We start from the raw sequence: 21,486 nt of genomic DNA, 5'->3' as shown, positions 1-21,486 counted from the left end.
TTCCGCGACTCAGGCGCAATACTGGACGACAACCCGCACCCGGACATGCGGGATTCATAGGGAGGGGGCGCACCGGATGAAGGCGGAGGAACGCTGGCAGGCCAGGTTCCGTGCGTCGCGCATGACGCTGCCGACCTGGGCACGCCGAGCCCCGAACCGCTCCATCTACCGCTCCAACGCCACGGGCACGTGGGAGGTCTACGCCTGGGACCGGGTCACCGGCACCACCCGCCAGGTCACCGACCAGCCCAAGGGCACCGCGTTCGCGGCGCTCGACCCCACCGGCCAGTGGATCTACTGGTTCGCCGACACCGACGGCGACGAGTTCGGCACCTGGTACCGCCAGCCGTTCACCGGCGGCCCCGACGAGCCCGTCGCCCCCGAACTGCCGCCCGGCCAGCCCGGCGGCATCTCGCTGTCCACCACCGGCGTCGCGGCGATCAGCCTGGCCGGCGCCGGGACGTTCCGCATCCACCTGGCCCGCGCCGGCGAGCCCACCACGCTGCTGTACGAGAACAGCGAGGCCGCCTGGGTGGCCGCCATGTCACTCGACGGCTCGCTGATCGCGATCAACCACGGCGAGTACGGCGACTTCCGCCACCCCGCGCTCCGCGTCGTCCGGCCGGGCGGCGAGACCGTGGGCGAGCTGTACCACGGCCTCGGCAAGGGCGTGATCGGGCTCAGCTTCGCCCCGCTCCCCGGCGACCCGCGCCTGCTCGCCCTGCACGAACGCCGTCACCGCGCCGAGCCCCTGGTGTGGGACCCGACCACCGGCGAGCAGCGCGACATCTGGTTGAAGGACTCGGGCGACCTGACCGCCGACTGGTACGCCGACGGCCGCGGCCTGCTGATCCTGCGCGACGACCGGGCCCGCAGCCACCTGCACCGCTACGACCTGGCCGGCGGCGGCCTGACGCCGATCGACACGCCGCACGGCGTGATCGACGAGGCGGCACCGCGTCCCGGCGGGCACGTCGAGTACTCCTGGTCCAGCGCCTCCATGCCGCCGATCATCCGCTCCAGCAACGGCCAGGTCGTGGTGAACCCGACCGGCCCGGCCGCGCCGCCCAGCGTCCCCGTCGAGGACATCGACGTCGAGGGCCCGGGCGGGCGCATCCACGCGCTGGTGTCCAAGCCCGAGGTCGGCCCGGAGACCGGCGCGGCGCCGTTCCCCACCGTCTTTCTGCTGCACGGCGGACCCACCGCGCACGACCGCGACGCGTTCTCGCCCGAGGTGGCCGCCTGGGTCGACGCCGGCTTCGCGGTGGTGCGGGTGAACTACCGCGGCTCCACCGGCTACGGCTCGGCCTGGCGCGACGCGCTGCACGGCGACGTGGGCCACATCGAGCTGTCCGACGTCGCCGCGGTGCGCCAGTGGGTGATCGACCGCGGCATCGCCGACCCCGACCGCGTCGTGCTGGCCGGCGCCGCCTGGGGCGGCTACCTGACCCTGCTCGGCCTCGGCACCCAGCCCGAGCTGTGGCGGGCCGGCATCGCGGCGGCCCCGATCGCCTGCCACCAGACCTCCTACGAGGACGAGGCGGAGAGCCTGCGCGCCTACCACCGGGCGCTGCTCGGCGGCTCGCCCGACGAGCAGCCGGAACGCTACGCCGCCAGCTCCCCGATCACCTACGTCGAGCAGGTGAAGAGCCCGCTGCTGATCCTGGCCGGCGAGAACGACACCCGCTGCCCGCTGCGTCAGATCGAGAAATACGTGGCCAAGCTCGCCGAGCACGGCTGCGAGCACGAGGTCTACACCTACGACGCCATCCGCGGCTCCCTGGTGGTGTCCGAGCGAATCGCGCAGATCGCGCTGCAACTCGAATTCGCCCGCAAGCACACCTGCTGAATTCCGCACCATTGACACGTCGTAAGACGTTGGCGATATCTGGTGCCTTGAATGTCGGCCCCGCGCGCTGCCAGCATGCGCCCACCCCAGCAGCAGCGCTGTCATTCGGAAGGGCGCACATTGAGCACCACAGGAACTGAGACAGCACCGGTCAGCCGGTTGAAGAAAGACGCGGTCGGACTGGTCGGCGTCATCTTCATGGCCGTGGCCACGGCCGCCCCCATCACCGCCATGACGGGCAACGTGCCCATCGTGGTCGGCCAGGGCAACGGGCTCGGAGTCCCCGCCGCCTACCTGTTCGCCACCGTGGTGCTGACCATCTTCTCGGTCGGCTACACGGCGATGGCCAAGCACATCACCGCCGCCGGCGCCTTCTACGGATACATCTCGCACGGCCTGGGCCAGGTCGTGGGCATGGTGGCCGGGTTCCTGGCGACGATGGCGTACGTGGTCTTCGAGGCCTCGATCATCGGCTTCTTCGCCTACCAGGGCAACCTGACCTTCAAGGACCTCACCGGCGCCGACATCCACTGGCTCTGGTTCGCGATGTTCGGCCTGGCGCTGAACGCGGTGCTGACGTACTTCGACATCAACCTCACCGCCAAGGTGCTCGGGCTCTTCCTGATCACCGAGATCTTCATGCTCGGCCTGGTCGCGGTCGTCACGCTGGTCAACGGCGGCGGCCCGGACGGCCTCATGGCCGAGACGCTGAACCCGGCCAACGCCTTCCGCGTCACCGGCCTGGAGGCGGGCGCGGTCGGCCTGGGCCTGTTCATGTGCTTCTGGTCGTGGGTGGGCTTCGAGTCGACCGCCATGTACGGCGAGGAGTCCCGCGAGCCCAAGAAGATCATCCCGATCGCCACGCTCGTCTCGGTGGTCGGGATCGGCCTGTTCTACACGTTCGTGTCCTGGATGACCGTGGCCGCCAACGGCACGAAGGCCCCCGAGATCGCGAGCACCCAGTTCGCCGAGATCTTCTTCATCCCGACCAGGGAGATGGTCGGAGACTGGGCGGTCAGCCTGTTCCAGATCCTCATCCTGACCGGCTCGTTCGCCTGCTCGATGGCCTTCCACAACTGCGCCTCGCGCTACCTGTACGCGCTCGGCCGCGAGGACCTGATCCCCGGCACCGCCCGCACGCTCGGCCGCACCCACGCCAAGCACGGCTCTCCGCACCTGGCCGGGTTCGTGCAGACCGGCGTGTCGGTGGTGCTGGTGCTGCTGTTCTTCTTCGCCGGGATGGACCCCTACGTCCACATCTACACGCTGCTCGCGGTGCTCGGCACGCTGGCCATCCTGATCGTGCAGACGCTCTGCTCGTTCTCGGTGATCGGCTACTTCCACGTCAAGAAGAAGCACCCGGAGACGGCCAACGTCTGGCGCACCCTGATCGCGCCGCTGGTCGGCGGCCTGTCCATGGCGTTCGTGGTGCTGCTGCTCTTCCAGAACCAGAAGGCGGCGGCCGGTGACGCGGCCGAGAGCGCGTTGTTCGGCGCGATCCCGTGGATCGTGCTCGGCCTGGCCGTACTCGGCGCCGGGCTGGCCCTCTACCTCAAGACGCGCAACCCGGCCAAGTACGAGCTCATCGGCAGGATCGTGCTGGAGGACACGGTCGAGCGCGACTGATCACCCGCCGGGCGGGTCAGCGGGCGCGGAGGACCACGATCGCCAGGTCGTCCGCGCTCGGCTCGGCCGCGAACTCGGCCGCGCCCCTGCGGATGCGCTCGGCCACCGCCCTGGCCGACAGGCCCGCGCACTCGGCCAGCAGCTTGGCCAGGCCGCCGTCGTCGTCGAGCAGCCGCCCGCCGGAGCGCCGCTCGGTCACGCCGTCGGTGACCGCGAGCAGCACGTCGCCGTGGTCGAGATGGACGGTGTCGGCCTCGAACAGCACCTCGTGGAAGACGCCGAGCAGCGACTGCGGGGTGGTGACCGCCTGGACCTGGCCGTTCGGCTTCAGCCGCAGCGCCTCGGGGTGACCGGCCGAGACCAGGCGCACCTCCAGGCCGCTCTCCACCGGGGTGATGTCGCCGTGCAGCAGGGTCAGGAACCTGGCCCGCTCGCCCTCCTCCAGGATGGCCTGGTTGAGCCGGCCGAGCACGGCCGCCACGCCGTAGCCCTCCCTGGCCAGCAGGCGCAGCGTGTGACGCGCCAGGCCGGTGACGGCCGCCGCCTCGGGGCCGGTGCCGCAGACGTCGCCGATCGCGAATCGCCAGGATTCGTCGCTGGACTTGAACAGGTCGTAGAAGTCGCCGCCGACCTCGTTGGCCTCGCCGGCCGGCTCGTAGATCACGCCGTAGTCGAGCCCGGGAACCTCGGGCTCGTTGGGCGGGAGCAGGCTGCGCTGCAGCGCCCGGTTCGCGGCGGCCTGCTGGGCGTAGAGCCTGGCGTTGTCCATGGCCAGCGCGGCGCGCCTGGCGATGTCCTCGGCGAACTGGATGACCTCGTCGGGGAAGCGGTCGGGGCGGCCCAGGCACATCATCCCCAGGCTGCGCCCGCGCGCGGTCAGCGGCACCGCGAGCACCTGCGAGTCGGCCAGGTGGATGGCCGAGGTGACGCGGGTGTCGGCGGCCGTGACGTCCATGTCGGACAGTTGTTCACGCAGGCCGTCGATCCTGGCCTCGTCGGCGTGCCAGAGGTAGACCAGCCGCAGCGGCCCGACCCCGGAGTTGTCGGAGGTGTAGACCGCGCACCAGCTCGACAGGCGCGGCACGACGATCTGCGCGATGATCGCGGGCACCATGTCGGGGTCGAGCGTGCCGGCCAGCAGGTCGCTGGCGTCGGCGAGAAAGCCCAGCCAGTGCGGGCCCCTGGCGCTCTCCTCCAGCCATTCGGCGGCGACCCTGTCTCCCGAGCCAGGTAGCGTGAGCCTTGCCCAATGGACACGGGAATCGCCCGCAAAGGTGATTCCCCACTCTTCGACGCCCACGGAAGGAGCCTTTGGATCGCCCTGGGAGGAGCTGCGTTGTCTCAGCTCAACCTGGATGGAGTCTCCAAAATGCTTCCATATGACCTCAAACGCCTCGTCAGCGACCTGTTCCGCCAGATCGCCCGCGACTTGTTCGGCGGCGTGGAGCACGCCACCGGTGGCCCACGCGGTCATCACCTCGCGCGTGAACCTCATCGCAGCCGTCACAGCGGTCTCGCCGGGCGCGAACGTCGCAGCGAGCACCGCATGGGGAGAAGCAGTCATCCCAACGTGCCTACCACACTTCCCGCTGACTTGGGGTAAATCCAAGGACAGGACTACGAGCTACTCATCGTGACAGACTTGAATCACTCGCCGGAGCCAGCCGCGAGTGAAGGAGGCCCCATGACAACGGCCAAGGCCGCGCCAAGTCCCGAGGAGAGGACCTACACGGAGTCGGATCTCGTTCCCATCCTGGAGACCCTTTTCTCCTGGCGAGACGGCGATTTCCGGCGCCGGGTCCCGCATGCGCCCGCGGGCATCCTCAGCGAGGTGCGGTTGCTGCTCAACGAGGTGGCCGATCGGCGCGAGCACCTCGCCAACGAGCTGGTCCGCGTCCGCAAGGAAGTTGTCAAGGAGGGCCGCTTCGGCGAGCGGCTGACGCCCGGGCCCGGCGTCGGCGCCTGGGCCGAGAGCGTCGAGTCGGTCAACATGCTGATCGACGCGCTGGTGAGCCCGGTCAGCGGTGCGGCCGACGTGATCGACGCGGTGGCCAAGGGCGACCTGTCCCGGCGCATCGACCTCGACCGGTCGGCCCGCGGCGAGGTGCGCCGGCTGGGCAAGGCCATCAACGGCATGGTCGACCAGCTCGCGCTGTTCAACTCCGAGGTCACCAGGGTGGCCCGCGAGGCCGGCACCGAGGGCAGGCTGGGCGGCAGCGCGAACGTCCGCGGCATGTCGGGGAGCTGGCGCGACCTCACCGAGGCCGTCAACACGATGTCCTCCCGGGTGGCCGCGCAGGTGCGTGACATCGCCGTCGTGACCACCGCGGTGGCCAAGGGCGACCTGAGCCGCAAGGTGACCGTCGACGCCGTGGGCGAGATGTTCGAGCTGAAGAACACCGTCAACACGATGGTCGACCAGCTCTCCGGCTTCGCCGAAGAGGTCACCCGAGTGGCCCGCGAGGTCGGCACCGAAGGCCAGCTCGGCGGCCAGGCGCAGGTGACCGGCGTGTCCGGGGTCTGGAAGGACCTCACCGACAACGTGAACTTCATGGCCAACAACCTGACCTCGCAGGTACGCAGCATCGCGACCGTGGCGACGGCAGTGGCCCAGGGCAACCTGTCCAAGAAGATCACCGTCGACGCGCAGGGCGAGATCCTGCAGCTCAAGGACACCCTGAACACGATGGTCGACCAGCTGTCGTCCTTCGCCGACGAGGTCACCCGCGTCGCCCGCGAGGTCGGCACCGAGGGCAAGCTGGGCGGCCGGGCCGAGGTGAAGGGCGTGTCGGGCGTCTGGAAGGACCTCACCGACAACGTCAACTCGATGGCCAACAACCTGACCTACCAGGTGCGCAACATCGCCCAGGTCACCACGGCCGTGGCCAACGGCGACCTGACCCGCAAGATCGACGTCGACGCCCAGGGCGAGATCCTGGAGCTCAAGTCCACCATGAACACCATGGTCGAGCAGCTGTCCTCGTTCGCCTCGGAGGTCACCCGCGTGGCCCGCGAGGTGGGCACCGAGGGTCAGCTCGGCGGCCAGGCGCAGGTGCGCGGCGTGTCCGGGGTCTGGAAGGACCTCACGGACAACGTGAACTCGATGGCCAACAACCTGACCTCGCAGGTGCGGCAGATCGCGGCCGTGTCGTCCGCGGTGGCCCAGGGCAACCTGTCCAAGAAGATCACCGTGGACGCGCAGGGTGAGATCCTGCAGCTCAAGGACACCCTGAACACGATGGTCGACCAGCTGTCGTCCTTCGCCGACGAGGTCACCCGCGTCGCCCGCGAGGTGGGCACGCAGGGTCAGCTCGGCGGCCAGGCCCGGGTGCAGGGCGTGTCGGGCGTCTGGAAGGACCTCACCGACAACGTCAACTTCATGGCGAACAACCTGACCTATCAGGTGCGCAACATCGCCGAGGTGACCACCGCGGTCGCGAACGGCGACCTGACCCGCAAGATCGACGTCGACGCCCAGGGCGAGATCCTGGCGCTGAAGACCACCATCAACCGGATGGTCGACCAGCTGTCCTCGTTCGCCTCCGAGGTCACCCGAGTCGCCCGCGAGGTGGGCTCGGAAGGCCAGCTCGGCGGCCAGGCCCGGGTCGAGGGCGTGGAAGGCACCTGGAAGCGGCTCACCGAGAGCGTCAACGAGCTGGCCGGCAACCTCACCACGCAGGTACGTGCCATCGCGACCGTCACCAGCGCCGTCGCGCGCGGCGACCTGACCCGCTCGATCGCCGTCGAGGCGCAGGGCGAGCTGGCGGAGCTGAAGGACAACATCAACTCGATGGTGGCCAACCTCCGCGAGACCACCCAGGCCAACCAGGAACAAGACTGGCTCAAGTCCAACCTGGCCCGCATCTCCCGCCTCATGCAGGGCCACCGTGACCTGCTCGAAGTGGCCAAGCTGACGATGAGCGAGCTGACCCCGCTGGTGTCGGCCCGCTACGGCGCCTTCTACTCCATCGACCCCGAGGCCGAGCACGACCTGGTGCTGATCGGCGGCTACGGCGTGCGCCCCGACCGGGGGCCGCGCCAGCGCTTCTCGATCGGCGAGGGCATCGTCGGCCAGGCCGCCGCCGAAGGCCGGCACATCATCCTCGACGACGTGCCGCCCGGGTTCATCACCATCGACAGCGGGCTCAGCCAGTCCACGCCGGCGCAGATCGTGGTGTTGCCGATCCTGTTCGAGAGCCGGGTGCTCGGCGTGCTGGAGCTGGCCTCGTTCACGCCGTTCGGCGAGGTGCACCTCGACTTCCTGACGCAGCTCGTCGAGACCATCGGCGTCACGATGAACACGATCATCGCAAACTCCCGCACCGAAGACCTGCTCACCGAGTCGCAGCGGCTCACCCGCGAGCTCCAGGAACGCTCCGACGAGCTGCAACGCCAGCAGGAGGAGCTGCGCAGGTCCAACGCCGAGCTGGAGGACAAGGCGGCGCTGCTGGCCAAGCAGAACCGGGCCATCGAGATCCAGAACTTCCAGATCGAGCAGGCCCGCCGCACCCTGGAGGAGCGCGCCGAGCAGCTCGCGGTCTCCTCGCGCTACAAGAACGAGTTCCTCGCGAACATGTCGCACGAGCTGCGCACGCCGCTCAACAGCCTGCTCGTGCTGGCCAAGCTGCTGACCGAGAACGCCGAAGGCAACCTGACCTCGCAGCAGGTGGAGTTCGCCCGGACGATCCACGGCGCGGGCTCGGCCCTGCTCCAGCTCATCAACGACATGCTCGACCTGTCCAAGGTCGAGGCGGGCCGGATGGACATCCACCCGATCCAGGTGTCGCTGCCGAAGATGGTCGACCTGCTGGAGGCGGCGTTCGCGCCGCTGGCCCAGGACAAGGGGCTGTCGTTCAGCGTCGAGGTCGACCAGGACGTGCCGCACGAGCTGCGCGCCGACGAGCAGCGCCTGCAGCAGGTGCTGCGCAACCTGCTGTCCAACGCGGTGAAGTTCACCTCGAAGGGCGAGGTCAAACTGCACGTCTCGCCCGCGCCGCCGGACATCGACTTCGACGACGACACCCTGCACGACGCGCACGACCTGCTGGCGTTCTCGGTGATCGACACCGGCATCGGCATCGCGCCCGACAAGCGCGAGGTCATCTTCGAGCCGTTCCGGCAGGCCGACGGCACCACCAGCCGCAAGTACGGCGGCACCGGGCTGGGCCTGTCGATCTGCCGGGAGATCGCCAGGCTGCTCGGCGGCGAGATCCACTTCGAGAGCGAGCTGGGCTCGGGCAGCACGTTCACGCTGATCCTGCCCGCCTCCTACACCGGGCCGCTGGCCGCCACCGACGGCGGCGCGGCACGCAGGCAGCTCATGGCGGTGCCGGTGGAAGAACCGCCCGCCGCGCCCGAGCCGCCGATGCCGCTCGACCTGCCGATGCCCGAACTGGTCGAGGCGCCGGTCGAGACGCCCGTGCAGTGGCAGGGCGACGACCCGCTGAACGGCACGAAGATCCTCATCGTCGACGACGACATCAGAAACGTGTTCGCGTTGACCAGCGTGCTCGAACGGCACGGCTCCACGGTCGTCTACGCTGAGAACGGCCGTGAGGGGATCGAGCAGCTCGAACGGAACGAGGACGTCGCTCTCGTGCTGATGGACATCATGATGCCGGAGATGGACGGGTGGGCCACGACGTCGGCCATCCGCCGCATGCCGCAGTTCGCCGACCTGCCGATCATCGCGTTGACCGCGAAGGTCATGCGGGGCGATCGTGAGAAGAGCATCGCCTCGGGCGCCTCCGACTACGTGCCCAAGCCCGTGGACGTGGACCGCCTGCTCGAACGGTTGCGCGGCTGGCTCAGCCGTGGCCGGGGGTCCGGGAACGACACGTCAGCCGAAGGGTCGTGATTGATGCCGGACAGAGCCAAGATCCTCCTGGTCGATGACCGCGAGGAGAACCTGATCGCTCTCGAGGCCATCCTCAGCTCACTCGACCTGGTGCCGGTGCGGGCCAGGTCCGGGGAGGAGGCGCTCAAGGCGCTGCTCAACACCGAGTTCGCGCTCATCCTGCTCGACGTGCGCATGCCGGGCATGGACGGGTTCGAGACGGCCGCGCACATCAAGCGGCGAGAGCGGACCAGGAACATCCCGATCATCTTCCTGACCGTGGTCGACAGCGCGCCCGACTACGCCTTCCGCGGTTACGCGGCCGGCGCGGTCGACTACCTCACCAAGCCGTTCGACCCGTGGGTGCTGCGGGCGAAGGTCTCGGTGTTCACCGACCTGTACAACATGAACAAACGGCTGGCCGAGCAGGCCGGCATGCTGCGCGACCGGCTCAGCGGCGAGCTGCCGCCCGGGGCCGGCGATCACGCCTCGGTGCTGCCCGAGCTGTCGCGGCGGCTGACCGCGGTGGAGGATGAGTTGGCCAGGGTCAGGGAACTGGCTCGCAAGTCCCAGGATCCGGCGCTGGCGGTGCCGCTGGCGGATCTGACCGATCGGGTGACCCACCTGCGCGCCGGGTTCGACGCGCTCTCCTGAACATCTGCCTCGCCGCCCGGACGCGCCACTCGCGTCCGGGCGGCCGGCCGTTCACGCCCGGGTTGGGCGCGCAGCGGCGAGAGGTTGGGTACGGGGGCCGGCCAACTGGGTGCATCAAGTGCCGAAGGCCGGCGACCTGGCGAAACGGGTGGTCGAGGGTCGGCGACCCCGGGTGAAACGAGTGGTCGTGGGTCGGCGACCCCGTGAAACGGGTGGTCGAGGGTCAGTGGCGGGCGCGTTCGAGTGCGTCCCAGAAGCCGCGGCGCAGCGCGTGCCGCACCTCGTCGTGCAGCAGGAAGTCGATGGGCAGCGACGAGCCCTGCAGCAGGCGGGCCTCCAGGTCGGAGGGCATGCGCGGCTTGCGGGCGAGCACGGCCTCCAGCCACAGGGCCGGGGCGTCGCGGGCCACGGACTCGCCGAAGTCGTGACCCTCGCGGTGGGCGGCCTTGACCGCGTCGGCCAGCGTCGTGGCGCCGGCGGTTGCCGCGGGCGGCGGCGAGACCGGCGCGGGCTGCGGCCCGGTGTAGGGGCCGAGCTGGCTGGGCTGGTAGCCGCCGCTCGACGGGGTGGCGAACTGCCCGGTGCTCGGCGACGCCGAGGGCGCCTGCGGCGACTGCTGGATCGGCCCCGTCACCGGCGCCGCTGAGGGCTGCGAAGGCTGTTCCTGCTGGTAGGAGGAGTACGAGGGCAGCGCGGGCGGCGTGGTGGACGACTGGCCGCGGCTCGGCGACGGCCCGTTGGACGACGGCTGACCGTGCCCGGACGAGCCCGCGCCCGCCGACGGCGACCCCGAGGACGGCCCGGCGGCGTGACTGCCACTCGACGCAGAAGGCAACGACGACGACGGCAGCGAGGACGGCAGGGACGACGACGGCAGGGATGACGGCAGCGACGACGACGGCAGGGACGACTGCAGCGACGACGGAGACGAGGCCGGCGGCAGGGAGTGCGTGGCCTGGCCGTTGCTGATGGGCTGGTGGCCGTTGGACGACTCGGTGGCGCCGGTGACCAGGCTGACGTACGGGCGCAGGTGGTTGCCGCCCAGCTCGACCAGGTCGTCGCCCTCCTGGCGGAGCGAGCGCGAGACGGCCCAGCCGCCGTCGGCGGCGATGTGGATCACGGTCACCCTGATGCCGAGGTCTTGGGCGTCGCAGACGACCTGGGCCAGGTCCTCGTCGCCGCTGACCACGACCGCGTCGCAGATGGCGTTGTTGCGCGCCAGCGTCATCAGGTCGCGGTGCACCTGGGCGTCGACGCCCTCGCGGCGGCCGGGGCGGATGCGGGAGAGCCTGAGTTTCAGGCCGGGGATGTCGGCGAGCGCGTCGTGCTCCGGGGTGCGGCGGCCTTCGACGGTCGCCTCGTACCAGTAGCAACGCAACAGCGGCAAGCCGGTTCGCTCCCGCGAGAGATTGGTCATCAGCTGGAGAAGGCCTGGGTAGTCCCAGGCGACGGCCTCGCGATGACGAGTGCCATGCACGGCCATCGCGCCGTCAGCCAGCAGATAGCCAGCGTCCACGAACAGCGCACAGCGATCCACTGACACCGCCCCTTTCCTGGTGGTCCGACCTTGCTGGCTCTGCACCGTCAGAGACCGGACTCGGCGGCCCTCTCTCAGGGTAATGAAAGCAGGTGATCGCGCGAGGGTGAATCCCGACGATTCGCCCCTCGCCCGACACTACGCCGGACCATTTAGGCAGACCGTACCAGTTTGTCCCGTTCCTGGTCACGATCGTGCACGCACGCTGACGGCGGCGACTCCGAACAGGACCACGTCCTTGTCCGTGGCGATCGTCAGCCCGGGCGCCGGCCCGAGCTGGGCGCTGACCGTATCGACGTCAACACCGAACGTCATCTCCGTCGCGCCGTTTGACGAGCCGTCGAAAACGTTTGCTTGATCACGATCGCCCCCTTGGGGCGTGAGCGCACCGGACCCGAGAGAGACCTTGTCTCCCTTGAGATCGGCGTCCCCTTCCCATGTCACCAACTCGACCCTAGCGGGCGCGGCGGCCGGACTCAGCCCACCCAGCGGAATACGTATTTTGTCTTCCTGCCCACCGATCACGGTGGCGGTGTCGAGCACCACTGCTTGGCTGTAGGGCTGCCGGGGGTCGGCCACGATGACCACCAGGCTCCAGCCCGCGTACGTGGAGACCCCTTCGTCCAACGGGGCGTCGGCGGCCCACCAGACCCCGCTCCTGCGCGACTTGCCGACCAGACGCGACACGTCGGCGAACGCCTGGTACGCGCCCCCCGACGGCAGCTCCCTGGTGAGCACCTGGTCGGGCTGGATCATCAGGTACGCGCGGCGGCCCGGCGGACGCAGCCGCACCGGGCCCGGCGGCGCGTCGCCGGCCGACCAGTAGAGCCCGGCCCACACGACCTCGTTGTCGGCGGGCAACTCCAGCCTGGCGGCGCTGGAGGAGGCCGTGGCCGCGCTGGTGTCGTGGTCGAGCCTGGTCATCGGCCACAGGTCGTTGTCGCGCTGGTCGCCGCGGCGGCGCCGGGTCTCCGCGCAGCCGGCGCTCCGCGCGTCGCAGCTCAGCAGCGCGCCGCCGATCGCCCTGACCGCCACGTGACCGTCGGTGGCGAACCTGGCCGCCGCGCCCGACGTCACCACGCCCGCGCCGGCGCGCGCCCGGAGCCGCAGCGAGCCCGCGTTGATCCGCACCGACGGCGCCGCGCCCTCCGACGCCCCCGCCGACACCAGCACTCGCAGGAACACCGCGGTGGACGTGCCCGCGCCGAGCGGCGCCCTGGCACACCTGGCGCCGGTGCCGCTCGGCCGGCAGGACCAGCCGTCGACCGTGCCGACCTTGCCGACCGAGGCGGCCTTGCCGACCGTGCTGACCGAGGCGGCCTTACCGACCGTGCCGACCGGGGCGACCTTGCCGACCGGGGCGAGTGCGGCCGTCGCGGCGCCCCGGGCCGCCGACGGGATCAGCAGCACGCCGGGCGGCAGGTCGACGAACGCCTCCAGGTCGTCGCTCGGGCCCGCGCCGTCGTTGCGCAGCCGCATGCCGACGATGCCGGGCTGGTCGCGCACCAGGGCGCCGAGCGCGGCGATGCTGGCCCGCAGCCGCGGCTCGCCGTCGGGCGAGGGTTCCTCGCGCGCCGGTGGCGGGACCAGGCGCGGCCGTTCGTCGCGCCTGGGGGTGGGCGGCGGCGCGACCGACGCGGGCGGCTGGGCGACCGGTGCGGGCGTCGGCGCCGGCTTCTTGACCGGCTCCTCGCCGGAGACCAGCGCGAACGCGACGGCCACGGCCATCGCCGTCACCGCGCCGCCGGCCATGGCCGCCTGCTGCTGCCTGGGCACCCTGCGGATCAGGCCGACCAGGCGCAGCAGGCCGGCCGCGCCGCCGCCGGCCGCGGCCGCCTTGGCCAGCGCGGCCACGTACGCGACGTGCGCGGGACCGGCGATCAGCGGGCCGATCACGACGCGCAGGCCGCGGTTGACGTCGGTCAGTTCGAGCAGCACCGCGTGGCATTCCGGGCAGCCGCTCACGTGCTCGTCGACGCTCTTCGAGTCGCGCCTGGCCAGCCCGCCCCGGACGTAGGCGCCCAGCTTGCCGAGCACCGGACGGCAGGCGTGCCGCGGCGGCGCGCCCAGATGCATCTGCAGGTACGCCTGACGCAACCCCTCGCGCGCCCGGTAGCCGAGCGCCGCCACCCCGTTGGCCGTCAGGCCGAGCAGCGGCGCCACCTCGGCCGGCTTGCACTTCTCCACCTCGGTGTGCCAGAGCACGGCCCGCCACCGCTCGGGCAGCGACAGGAACGCCCGGGCGATCATCGTCTTCTCCAGCCCGGCCAGCGCCGGATCGACGAACGGCACCCCCGGGTCGAACAGCTCGATCTCCCCCGTGGTGACCTGGCGGCTCTCCACCCGCGAGCGGTCGTAGACGGTGCGCCGCACCACGGTCAGCAGGTACGTGCGAAACCCCGACTCCGGGCCGCCGCCCCTGCCGACCAGGTCGAGGATCTTCGTGAACGACTCGGCCACCACGTCGTCGACCTCGGCCTCGCCCGTGACGAGCCGCCTGGCCAGCGCGCGGGCCGCGGTGACGTGACGTTCGTAGAGCCGGCCGTAGGCGGCCGCATCGCCTGCTCTGACCGCCTGAAGCAGATCCGCGTCGCTTTGCGGCGATTCCACACTCATAGTGACCTCGCGATTACGTGGGGTTGCCCCGCGTAATCATTGCGCATTCCGGGACGTGACTAAACCGAAGCGGCTTCTTTACCCCGCGTGACCGCACGCGGCCGGAACCTCCCGGCGGGGCCGTGGCCTGCCCGGACCCTAAGCTTGGGTGCATGACTGACCGCGACATTCTGCTGGCCGAGATCCAGAACAAGGCCGTGGTGCACGGCAAGATCACGCTCTCCTCCGGGCAGGAGGCCGACGCCTACCTCGACCTGCGCCGCATCACGCTCGACAGCGTGGCGGCCCCGCTGGTCGGCCGGGTGATGCTCGACGTGACGTCCGACCTCGACTACGACGCCGTGGGCGGGCTGACCCTCGGCGCCGACCCCGTCGCGGCGGCGATGCTGCACGCCGCGGCCGCGCAGGGGCGCAGGCTTGACGCGTTCGTGGTGCGCAAGGCGCAGAAGACGCACGGGCTGCAGCGCCGCATCGAGGGGCCCGACGTGAAGGGGCGTCGCGTGCTCGCGGTCGAGGACACCTCGACGACGGGCGGCTCGGTGATGACGGCGGTGGAGGCGCTGCGCGAGGCGGGGGCCGAGGTCGTCGCCGTCGCCACCATCGTCGAGCGGGGCGCGGCGCCGCGCATCGCCGAGGAGGGGCTGACCTACCGCCACCCCTTCACGCTCTCGGACTTCGGCTTGTAACAACCCTACTTCGGGCTCTTGGCGGTGAAGGCTTCGCGTTCGCCGCTCTCGCCCTGCGGCCGGGGCTCGCCGTTCACCGCGACCCGGACGGTGCCCGCGTCGCTGAGCACGACGTCCAGTTCGGGCTTGAAGTACCTGACCTCCTCGCCCTTGCTCATCTCGCGGTGCTGCAGCACGTCACCGCCCGGCACCCGGACGGTGACGTGGGGGCAGGTGTCGGCGACGCACTCGATGCGCACGGTCGGCACCTTGCTCGCGGACGGCGAGGCGGCCGCGGAGACACGCAGCCGCTCGGGCGGCGGGTCGGGCGTGTCGAGTGAGCTCAGCAACGCGCGCCCGCCCACGACCAGGAGCGACACTACGGCCACGGCCGCCAGCACGGCGAGCGCGAGGCGGGCGAGGCCCATCGGATCTGACCTGTGGCGTCCCACAGTGGGCACTGTACCCGGTGGTAACCCCGGTTTCCCTGGTAGCCCGGTTCCCTAGTAGCCCGGTTCCCTGGTGTCGGTGGCCGACGGCACCCGGTGGTGCTTGCCGTTCGGCGGCGGGAGCCGCCTGGCGGCCCTGCGGCTCTTGACGAACTCGACGATGATCGGGATCAGCGAGATGAACACGATGAGGAAGACGCCCGGCAGGATGTACCTGTCGATCTGCTTGGGGTCGACCTTGCTGCCCAGGAAGTGACCGAGCAGGATCAGGCCCTCGACCCAGACCAGGCCGCCGACCACGTTCCACAGGAAGAACCGCTTGGCGGGCATCTCCAGCACGCCGGCGACGGGGTTCATGAACGTGCGGACGATCGGCACGAACCTGGCCAGGATGACCGCCTTGGCCGGCCCGAACTTCTCGAAGAACTCCTCGGCCCTGAGCACGTGCTCGCGCTTGAACAACCGCGAGTCGGGCTTGTCGAACATCTTCCTGCCGAACCGCGAACCCAGGAAATGCCCGAGTTGCGCGCCGGCGATCGCGCACAGCGGCGTGCCGATCAACAGGATGGGCAGGGACAGCGGCTCGATCCCCATGCCCGCGGCCACCGAGGCAGAGCTGAAGATACCGGCCGCCACCAGCAGGGAGTCACCCGGCAGGAAGAAGCCGAGCAGCAGACCCGTCTCGGCGAAGATGATGGCCAGGACGCCGAAGGTGGCGAAAGCACCGAAGAGGGTGAGCCACCACGTCGGGTCGAGGAGATTCCAGAGCCAGTCCACGCCGAGAGCCTACCCGTAACAGGGAATTCCGAGGCGACCATCAAGCGCGCGTTGTCACTACCACCCGGGGTAGTGACAACGCGATACTGGGCTGCGCGAAGCCGTACTTCTCAGGGAGATGAATCATGCCTATCGCAACTCCAGAGGTCTACGCCGAAATGCTGAACCGGGCCAAGGCCGGCGGATTCGCCTATCCGGCGATCAACGTCACCTCCTCTCAGACGTTGAACGCGGCCCTGCGCGGTTTCGCCGAAGCGGAGAGCGACGGCATCGTGCAGGTGTCGACCGGAGGCGCGGAGTTCCTGTCCGGCACCACGGTGAAGGACATGGTGACGGGCGCGACCGCGCTGGCCGAGTACGCCAGGGTGGTCGCCGCCAAGTACCCGGTGACGGTGGCGCTGCACACCGACCACTGCCCCAAGGACAAGCTCGACGGCTACATGCGGCCGCTGATCGACATCTCGCTCGAGCGGGTGGCCAAGGGCCTCGACCCGCTGTTCCAGTCGCACATGTGGGACGGCTCTGCCGTGCCGCTGGAGGAGAACCTGGAGATCGCCAAGGAGCTCCTGGACAAGTGCGCCCGCGCCAGGATCATCATGGAGATGGAGATCGGCGTGGTCGGCGGCGAGGAGGACGGCGTCGTCGGCGAGATGAACGAGAAGCTCTACACGACCGTGGGCGACGCGATGGACACCGCCGAGGCCGTGGGCCTGGGTGAGAAGGGCCGCTACATGCTGGCCGCCACGTTCGGCAACGTGCACGGCGTGTACAAGCCGGGCCACGTCCAGCTCCGGCCGAGCGTGCTCAAGGACATCCAGGAGGCCGTCGGCGCCAAGTACGGCCAGGACAAGCCGTTCGACCTGGTCTTCCACGGCGGCTCCGGCTCGCTGCTGGAGGAGATCCACGAGGCGATCTCGTACGGCGTGGTGAAGATGAACGTCGACACCGACACCCAGTACGCCTTCACCCGGCCCATCGCCGACCACATGTTCCGCAACTACGACGGCGTGCTGAAGGTCGACGGCGAGGTCGGCAGCAAGAAGGTCTACGACCCGCGTTCGTACGGCAAGAGCGCCGAGGCCGGCATGGCCGCGCGGGTGGCCGAGGCGTGCCAGCACCTGAAGTCCGCGGGCACCAAGATCTCCTAGCCGAGTGGGATGAAGATCTCCTAGCCACTTTCATGGCCCGGCGGGTATGACTTGTCCTATGGATAACCTTCTCGCCGGGCCGCCCCCGACCTACCTGCCGGACCTGCCCGAGGGCAGGGAGGCGCTCGAATCCGGCGCCAAGGCCGCCGACGTCGCGGCCCGCTTCCCCGCCTTCCCAGCGGCCTGGGCCGCGCTCGCGGAGGAATATTTCGCCCAAGGGCACGCCGTCACCTCCTACGCGTTCGCCCGCACCGGCTACCATCGCGGGCTCGACCAGCTTCGTCGCAGCGGCTGGAAGGGGCACGGGCCCATCCCCTGGGAGCATGAGCCGAACCGCGGCTTCCTGCGGTGTCTCTACGCGCTCGCCAGGGCCGCTCAGGCGATCGGCGAGAAGGACGAGGCCGAGCGGTGCGTGCAGTTCCTCAAGGACAGCACCGAGGCGGGCTACGACGCGCTGACGAAGAACTAGCCCTTGGGACGAATAGGCACGTTCGGGTAGTCTCTCTACGCAAGAGCCCCTGTCGCGCTTGCGCCAGGGGTTTCGTTTTGTGCTGGGGAGACTGAACCAATGCCAGCTGCCGTTCTCGTTGGTGCCCAGTGGGGCGATGAGGGCAAGGGCAAGGCCACCGACCTGCTCGGAGACCGCGTCGACTACGTCGTCCGCTATCAGGGCGGCAACAACGCGGGCCACACCGTGGTCATCGGCGACCAGAAATACGCGCTGCACCTGCTACCCACGGGCATCCTGTCGCCGAACGTGGTGCCGGTGATCGGCAACGGCGTGGTGATCGACCCGGGAGTGCTGCTCAGCGAGATCGACGGTCTCGCCGCCCGGGGCATCTCCGCCGAACGGCTGCTGATCTCCGCCAACGCGCATTTGATCATGCCGCACCACAAGGCGCTGGACAAGGTCACCGAGCGCTACCTGGGCAAGGCCAGGATCGGCACCACCGGGCGCGGCATCGGCCCGGCGTACGGCGACAAGATCTACCGCATGGGCGTGCGGGTCCAGGACCTGCTCGACCCCGGCATCCTGGCCAAGAAGATCGAGGTCGCGCTGACCGAGAAGAACCAGGTGCTGACCAAGGTGTACAACCGGCGCGGCATCGAGCCCGAGGCCGTGCTGGAGGAGTACCTCGGCTACGCCGAGCGGCTCAAGCCGCACATCGCCGACACCTCCCTGGTGCTGAACAAGGCCCTGGACGACGGCAAGTTCGTGCTGCTCGAAGGCGGCCAGGGCACGCTGCTCGACATCGACCACGGCACCTACCCGTTCGTCACCTCCTCCTCGCCCACCTCGGGCGGCGCCTGCGCCGGCTCCGGCATCCCGCCGACCAGGCTGACCAAGGTGATCGGCATCCTGAAGGCGTACACCACGCGCGTCGGCTCCGGCCCGTTCCCCACCGAGCTGGAGGACGAGATGGGCGAGTGGCTGCGCACCACCGGCGGCGAGTACGGCGTCACCACCGGGCGCAACCGCCGCTGCGGCTGGTTCGACGCGGTGATCGCCCGCTACGCCACCCGCATCAACGGCCTGACCGACATCTTCCTCACCAAGCTCGACGTGCTGTCCGGCCTGGAGCGCATCCCGGTGTGCGTGGCCTACGAGGTCGACGGCGTGCGTCACGACGAGATCCCGATGACGCAGACCGACTTCCACCACGCCAAGCCGATCTACGAGGAGTTCCCCGGCTGGCAGGAGGACATCACGAACGCCAAGTCGTTCGACGACCTGCCGCCCAACGCGCAGGCGTACGTGCGGACGCTGGAGGAGATGAGCGGCGCGCCGATCTCCGCGATCGGCGTCGGCCCGGGCCGCGACCAGACCGTGGTGCTCAGGTCCCTGGTCTGAGGGAGCTGATCTTTCGGGGGCGGTGACCGCGTGGTCGCCGCGCTCCGGCTTTTCACGGCGAAACGTGCCGTGACGGTTCCGGCTGCGGCGCGTTCCATACGAGTAGGCTTTTAACGCCGCGCTTGCCGTAAGCGTGCGCATGTGCCGAAAACCGTGCCTGAAACTCCGTTGGGAAGGTCCGTGTGCCCGCTCACAGCCCGCTCCGGCCGCACGACCCCCGCCATGTGGGCCGCTACCGGCTGACGGGCTACCTGGGCGCGGGCGGCCAGGGCGTGGTGTACCTCGGCGAGTCGCCGGAGGGCCAGGCCGTGGCGATCAAGGTGATGCACGCCAGGCTGTCCACCGAGCCCGAGGCGCGCGAGCGGTTCCTGCGCGAGATCTCCGCCACCCGCCAGGTCAGGCAGTTCTGCACGGCCCGCGTGCTCGACGCCGACACCAGCGGCGACCAGCCGTACGTGGTCAGCCAGTACGTCGAGGGCATCTCGCTGAGCCGGCTGATCTCCCAGCAGGGCGTGCGCGACCCCGACGCGCTGGAGCGGCTGGCCGTGGCCACCGTCACCGCGCTGGTGGCCATCCACCAGGCCGGCATCGTGCACCGCGACTTCAAGCCGAGCAACGTGGTCTGCGGCCCCGACGGGCCACGGGTGGTCGACTTCGGGCTGGCCCGCGCGCTCGACTCCACCGTCGCCGAGGGCAGCGACATCATCGGCACGCCTGCCTTCATGGCGCCGGAGCAGTTCAGCGCCGGCGTGGTCACGGCCGCCTCCGACATGTTCAGCTGGGCCGCCACCATGGCGTACGCGGCCAGCGGCCGGCCGCCCTTCGGCAACGACAGCATCCCGGCCATCTTCCACCGGATCCTCTACGAGGAGCCGGAGCTGACCGGGCTGACCGAGCCGATGAGCTCGCTGGTGGTCGCGTGCCTGGACAAGCGGCCCGAGGCCCGTCCGTCGGCGACCGACGTGCTGTTCACGCTGCTCGGCCACGGGGTGCCGAACCCGGCCAGGGACACGCCCGAGCGCGAGCCGCTGCTCACGGCGGACGGCGGCGCCCCGGCCGCGAGCACCGCCGTCTCCCCGGACCGCCTGCCCGGCGGCCCGTCGGCCACCAGCCTGCCGAGCGGCCCCGTGGGCGGCGGCAGCCTGCCGAGCGGTCCGGTGAGCAGCCCGACCAGCGGGCCGACGGGCAGTCTGACCGGCGGCGCCGGGGTGTGGGCCGCCCCAGGCGCGGCGGCGTCGGCGCCGTTATCCGGCACGCCCGCAGCCGGCACGTCCGCGCCGTCGGAACCGTGGCCCGCGCACGCCGCCGCTCCGGGCGGCGGGCCTGTTCCGGTGGCGGAACCGCCGCGAGGCGGGCCGGCCGGGCTCAGGTCCCGGCGCACGCTGCTCGCCGCCGGGCTCAGGTCACGGCGTAGGCTGCTCGCCGCCGGGATCGGCGTGGTCGTGGCCGGGGGTCTGGCCGCCGGGGCCTTCTTCGTCTTCGCGCCGACGGGTACCGCGCCCGTGACGCCGTCCGCCTCGCCGTACCCGGTGTTCCCGGTGATCCAGCCCGAGGTGACCCGCACCGTCGCGCCGTCGCCCGCCTACGCGGTGGCCTACAGCCCCGACGGCAAGACGTTCGCCACCGGCGGCGCGGACGGCGCCGTGCGCCTGTGGGACGCGGCCGGGCAGCGCGTCACCGCCTCGCTCAAGGGCCACGACAAGGGCGTGCACGCGGTCGCCTTCAGCCCCGACGGCAAGACCCTGGCCACGGGCAGCGCCGACGGGATCGTCCGGCTGTGGGGCCTGCCCGGCGGCGAGAGCAAGGGCACGCTGGCCGGGCACACCGCGTGGGTCGGCTCGGTGGCGTTCAGCCCCGACGGCAAGACCCTCGCCACGGCCAGCCACGACAAGACCGTGCGCCTGTGGAACGCCGCGACCGGCAACGGCACGGCCATTCTCAGCGGCCACACCGACTGGGTGAACTCCGTCGCGTTCAGCCCGGACGGCAGGACCCTCGCCACCGCCGGCCACGACAGGAGCGTGCGGCTGTGGAACCCGGAGACGGGCGAGGCCGTGGCCACGCTGTCCGGCCACCGTTACTGGGTCATGTCGGTGGCCTTCAGCCCCGACGGCAAGAGCCTGGCGACCGCGAGCGCGGACCGCACGATCCGGCTGTGGGACGTGGCCGCGCGCAAGGAGCGTCACGTGCTGGCCGGCCACCGGGGGTGGGCGGTCTCGGTCGTCTTCAGCCCCGACGGCAAGACGCTGGCCAGCGGCGGCTACGACCGCAAGGCGCGGCTGTGGGAGGTGGCGACCGGGCGCGGCACCGGCGAGCTGGCCGGCCCTGGCGACTGGGTGTACTCGGTGGCGTTCAGCCGCGACGGCAAGACGCTGGCCGGGGTGGCCGGAGACGCCACCTTCCGGCTCTGGAGCGTCGGACTGCGCTGATCGCCGGTGTTCCGGCTCTGGGGCGTCGGGCTGCGCTGATCGCCGGTA

15 protein-coding genes are annotated in these 21,486 nt (G+C 70.6%); 10 read left to right on the top strand and 5 right to left on the bottom strand.

Annotation, left to right across the window (positions count from 1 at the left end):
- The first annotated feature begins 76 nt into the window (after nucleotides 1–76).
- Both HII36_RS10860 and HII36_RS10855 read left to right on the top strand, forming a co-directional pair.
- The gene (locus HII36_RS10860) at nucleotides 77–1,849 is read left to right on the top strand and encodes a S9 family peptidase (RefSeq protein ID WP_173522983.1); all 1,773 of its coding nucleotides are present in this window, start codon (nucleotides 77–79) and stop codon (nucleotides 1,847–1,849) included.
- A gap of 159 nt (nucleotides 1,850–2,008) precedes the next feature.
- Entirely contained in the window at nucleotides 2,009–3,475 is a 1,467-nt protein-coding gene (locus HII36_RS10855) for an APC family permease (RefSeq protein WP_217369378.1), read from the top strand.
- 16 nt (nucleotides 3,476–3,491) lie between these two features.
- Here the strand turns inward: HII36_RS10855 and HII36_RS10850 are convergent, their stop codons facing one another.
- Entirely contained in the window at nucleotides 3,492–4,775 is a 1,284-nt protein-coding gene (locus HII36_RS10850; RefSeq protein WP_328807677.1) for a PP2C family protein-serine/threonine phosphatase, read from the bottom strand.
- 36 nt (nucleotides 4,776–4,811) lie between these two features.
- On the opposite strand from HII36_RS10850, the gene HII36_RS10845 reads away from it, so the two are divergent.
- The 3 genes from HII36_RS10845 (at nucleotide 4,812) to HII36_RS10835 (ending at nucleotide 9,965) form a co-directional block, all read left to right on the top strand.
- Nucleotides 4,812–5,078 (top strand): hypothetical protein, encoded by a 267-nt coding sequence (locus tag HII36_RS10845; RefSeq protein ID WP_173522981.1) that lies wholly within the window; start codon nucleotides 4,812–4,814, stop codon nucleotides 5,076–5,078.
- 81 nt (nucleotides 5,079–5,159) lie between these two features.
- Entirely contained in the window at nucleotides 5,160–9,332 is a 4,173-nt protein-coding gene (locus tag HII36_RS10840) for a HAMP domain-containing protein (RefSeq protein WP_173522980.1), read from the top strand.
- Between the two features lie 3 nt (nucleotides 9,333–9,335).
- On the top strand, nucleotides 9,336–9,965 hold the full coding sequence (locus HII36_RS10835) for a response regulator (RefSeq protein ID WP_173522979.1): 630 nt from the start codon (nucleotides 9,336–9,338) through the stop codon (nucleotides 9,963–9,965).
- Between the two features lie 223 nt (nucleotides 9,966–10,188).
- Here HII36_RS10835 and HII36_RS10830 read toward each other — a convergent pair whose 3' ends face one another.
- Complete coding sequence (locus tag HII36_RS10830; protein ID WP_173522992.1) at nucleotides 10,189–11,502, bottom strand: NYN domain-containing protein; 1,314 nt, start codon at nucleotides 11,500–11,502, stop codon at nucleotides 10,189–10,191.
- A gap of 186 nt (nucleotides 11,503–11,688) precedes the next feature.
- Complete coding sequence (locus HII36_RS10825; RefSeq protein WP_173522978.1) at nucleotides 11,689–14,118, bottom strand: sigma-70 family RNA polymerase sigma factor; 2,430 nt, start codon at nucleotides 14,116–14,118, stop codon at nucleotides 11,689–11,691.
- Between the two features lie 152 nt (nucleotides 14,119–14,270).
- Here HII36_RS10825 and pyrE point away from each other — a divergent pair, with 152 nt between their 5' ends.
- Nucleotides 14,271–14,804, top strand: coding sequence for an orotate phosphoribosyltransferase (gene pyrE, locus HII36_RS10820; protein WP_173522977.1), 534 nt, complete (start codon nucleotides 14,271–14,273; stop codon nucleotides 14,802–14,804).
- Nucleotides 14,805–14,809: 5 nt separating this feature from the next.
- Here the strand turns inward: pyrE and HII36_RS10815 are convergent, their stop codons facing one another.
- Together HII36_RS10815 and HII36_RS10810 are read right to left on the bottom strand one after the other, a co-directional pair.
- Nucleotides 14,810–15,211, bottom strand: a complete 402-nt coding sequence (locus HII36_RS10815) for a hypothetical protein (protein WP_173522976.1) — start codon at nucleotides 15,209–15,211, stop codon at nucleotides 14,810–14,812.
- Nucleotides 15,212–15,286: 75 nt separating this feature from the next.
- Nucleotides 15,287–16,009 (bottom strand): DedA family protein, encoded by a 723-nt coding sequence (locus HII36_RS10810; RefSeq protein ID WP_173522975.1) that lies wholly within the window; start codon nucleotides 16,007–16,009, stop codon nucleotides 15,287–15,289.
- Nucleotides 16,010–16,134: 125 nt separating this feature from the next.
- Here HII36_RS10810 and fbaA point away from each other — a divergent pair, with 125 nt between their 5' ends.
- From fbaA to HII36_RS10790, 4 genes are all read left to right on the top strand, one after another.
- Nucleotides 16,135–17,157, top strand: a complete 1,023-nt coding sequence (fbaA, locus tag HII36_RS10805) for a class II fructose-bisphosphate aldolase (protein ID WP_173522974.1) — start codon at nucleotides 16,135–16,137, stop codon at nucleotides 17,155–17,157.
- A 58-nt stretch (nucleotides 17,158–17,215) separates the two neighbouring features.
- Entirely contained in the window at nucleotides 17,216–17,626 is a 411-nt protein-coding gene (locus tag HII36_RS10800) for a DUF3151 domain-containing protein (RefSeq protein ID WP_217369377.1), read from the top strand.
- 99 nt (nucleotides 17,627–17,725) lie between these two features.
- Complete coding sequence (locus tag HII36_RS10795) at nucleotides 17,726–19,009, top strand: adenylosuccinate synthase (protein ID WP_173522972.1); 1,284 nt, start codon at nucleotides 17,726–17,728, stop codon at nucleotides 19,007–19,009.
- Between the two features lie 182 nt (nucleotides 19,010–19,191).
- Complete coding sequence (locus HII36_RS10790) at nucleotides 19,192–21,438, top strand: protein kinase domain-containing protein (RefSeq protein WP_173522971.1); 2,247 nt, start codon at nucleotides 19,192–19,194, stop codon at nucleotides 21,436–21,438.
- Nucleotides 21,439–21,486: the final 48 nt, after the last annotated feature.

The organism is Nonomuraea antri (genome assembly GCF_013283785.1).
Lineage (GTDB): Bacteria > Actinomycetota > Actinomycetes > Streptosporangiales > Streptosporangiaceae > Nonomuraea > Nonomuraea antri.
Note: the sequence above shows the minus strand (reverse complement) of the source record. Positions and strands in the feature narration are given on the sequence as shown.

Coding starts and splice junctions, on each gene's coding strand:
- HII36_RS10835 (WP_173522979.1), top strand. CDS start 9,336: ATGCCGGACAGAGCCAAGATCCTCCTGGTCGATGACCGCGAGGAGAAC.
- pyrE (WP_173522977.1), top strand. CDS start 14,271: ATGACTGACCGCGACATTCTGCTGGCCGAGATCCAGAACAAGGCCGTG.
- HII36_RS10860 (WP_173522983.1), top strand. CDS start 77: ATGAAGGCGGAGGAACGCTGGCAGGCCAGGTTCCGTGCGTCGCGCATG.
- fbaA (WP_173522974.1), top strand. CDS start 16,135: ATGCCTATCGCAACTCCAGAGGTCTACGCCGAAATGCTGAACCGGGCC.
- HII36_RS10815 (WP_173522976.1), bottom strand. CDS start 15,211: ATGGGCCTCGCCCGCCTCGCGCTCGCCGTGCTGGCGGCCGTGGCCGTA.
- HII36_RS10825 (WP_173522978.1), bottom strand. CDS start 14,118: ATGAGTGTGGAATCGCCGCAAAGCGACGCGGATCTGCTTCAGGCGGTC.
- HII36_RS10800 (WP_217369377.1), top strand. CDS start 17,216: ATGGATAACCTTCTCGCCGGGCCGCCCCCGACCTACCTGCCGGACCTG.
- HII36_RS10795 (WP_173522972.1), top strand. CDS start 17,726: ATGCCAGCTGCCGTTCTCGTTGGTGCCCAGTGGGGCGATGAGGGCAAG.
- HII36_RS10840 (WP_173522980.1), top strand. CDS start 5,160: ATGACAACGGCCAAGGCCGCGCCAAGTCCCGAGGAGAGGACCTACACG.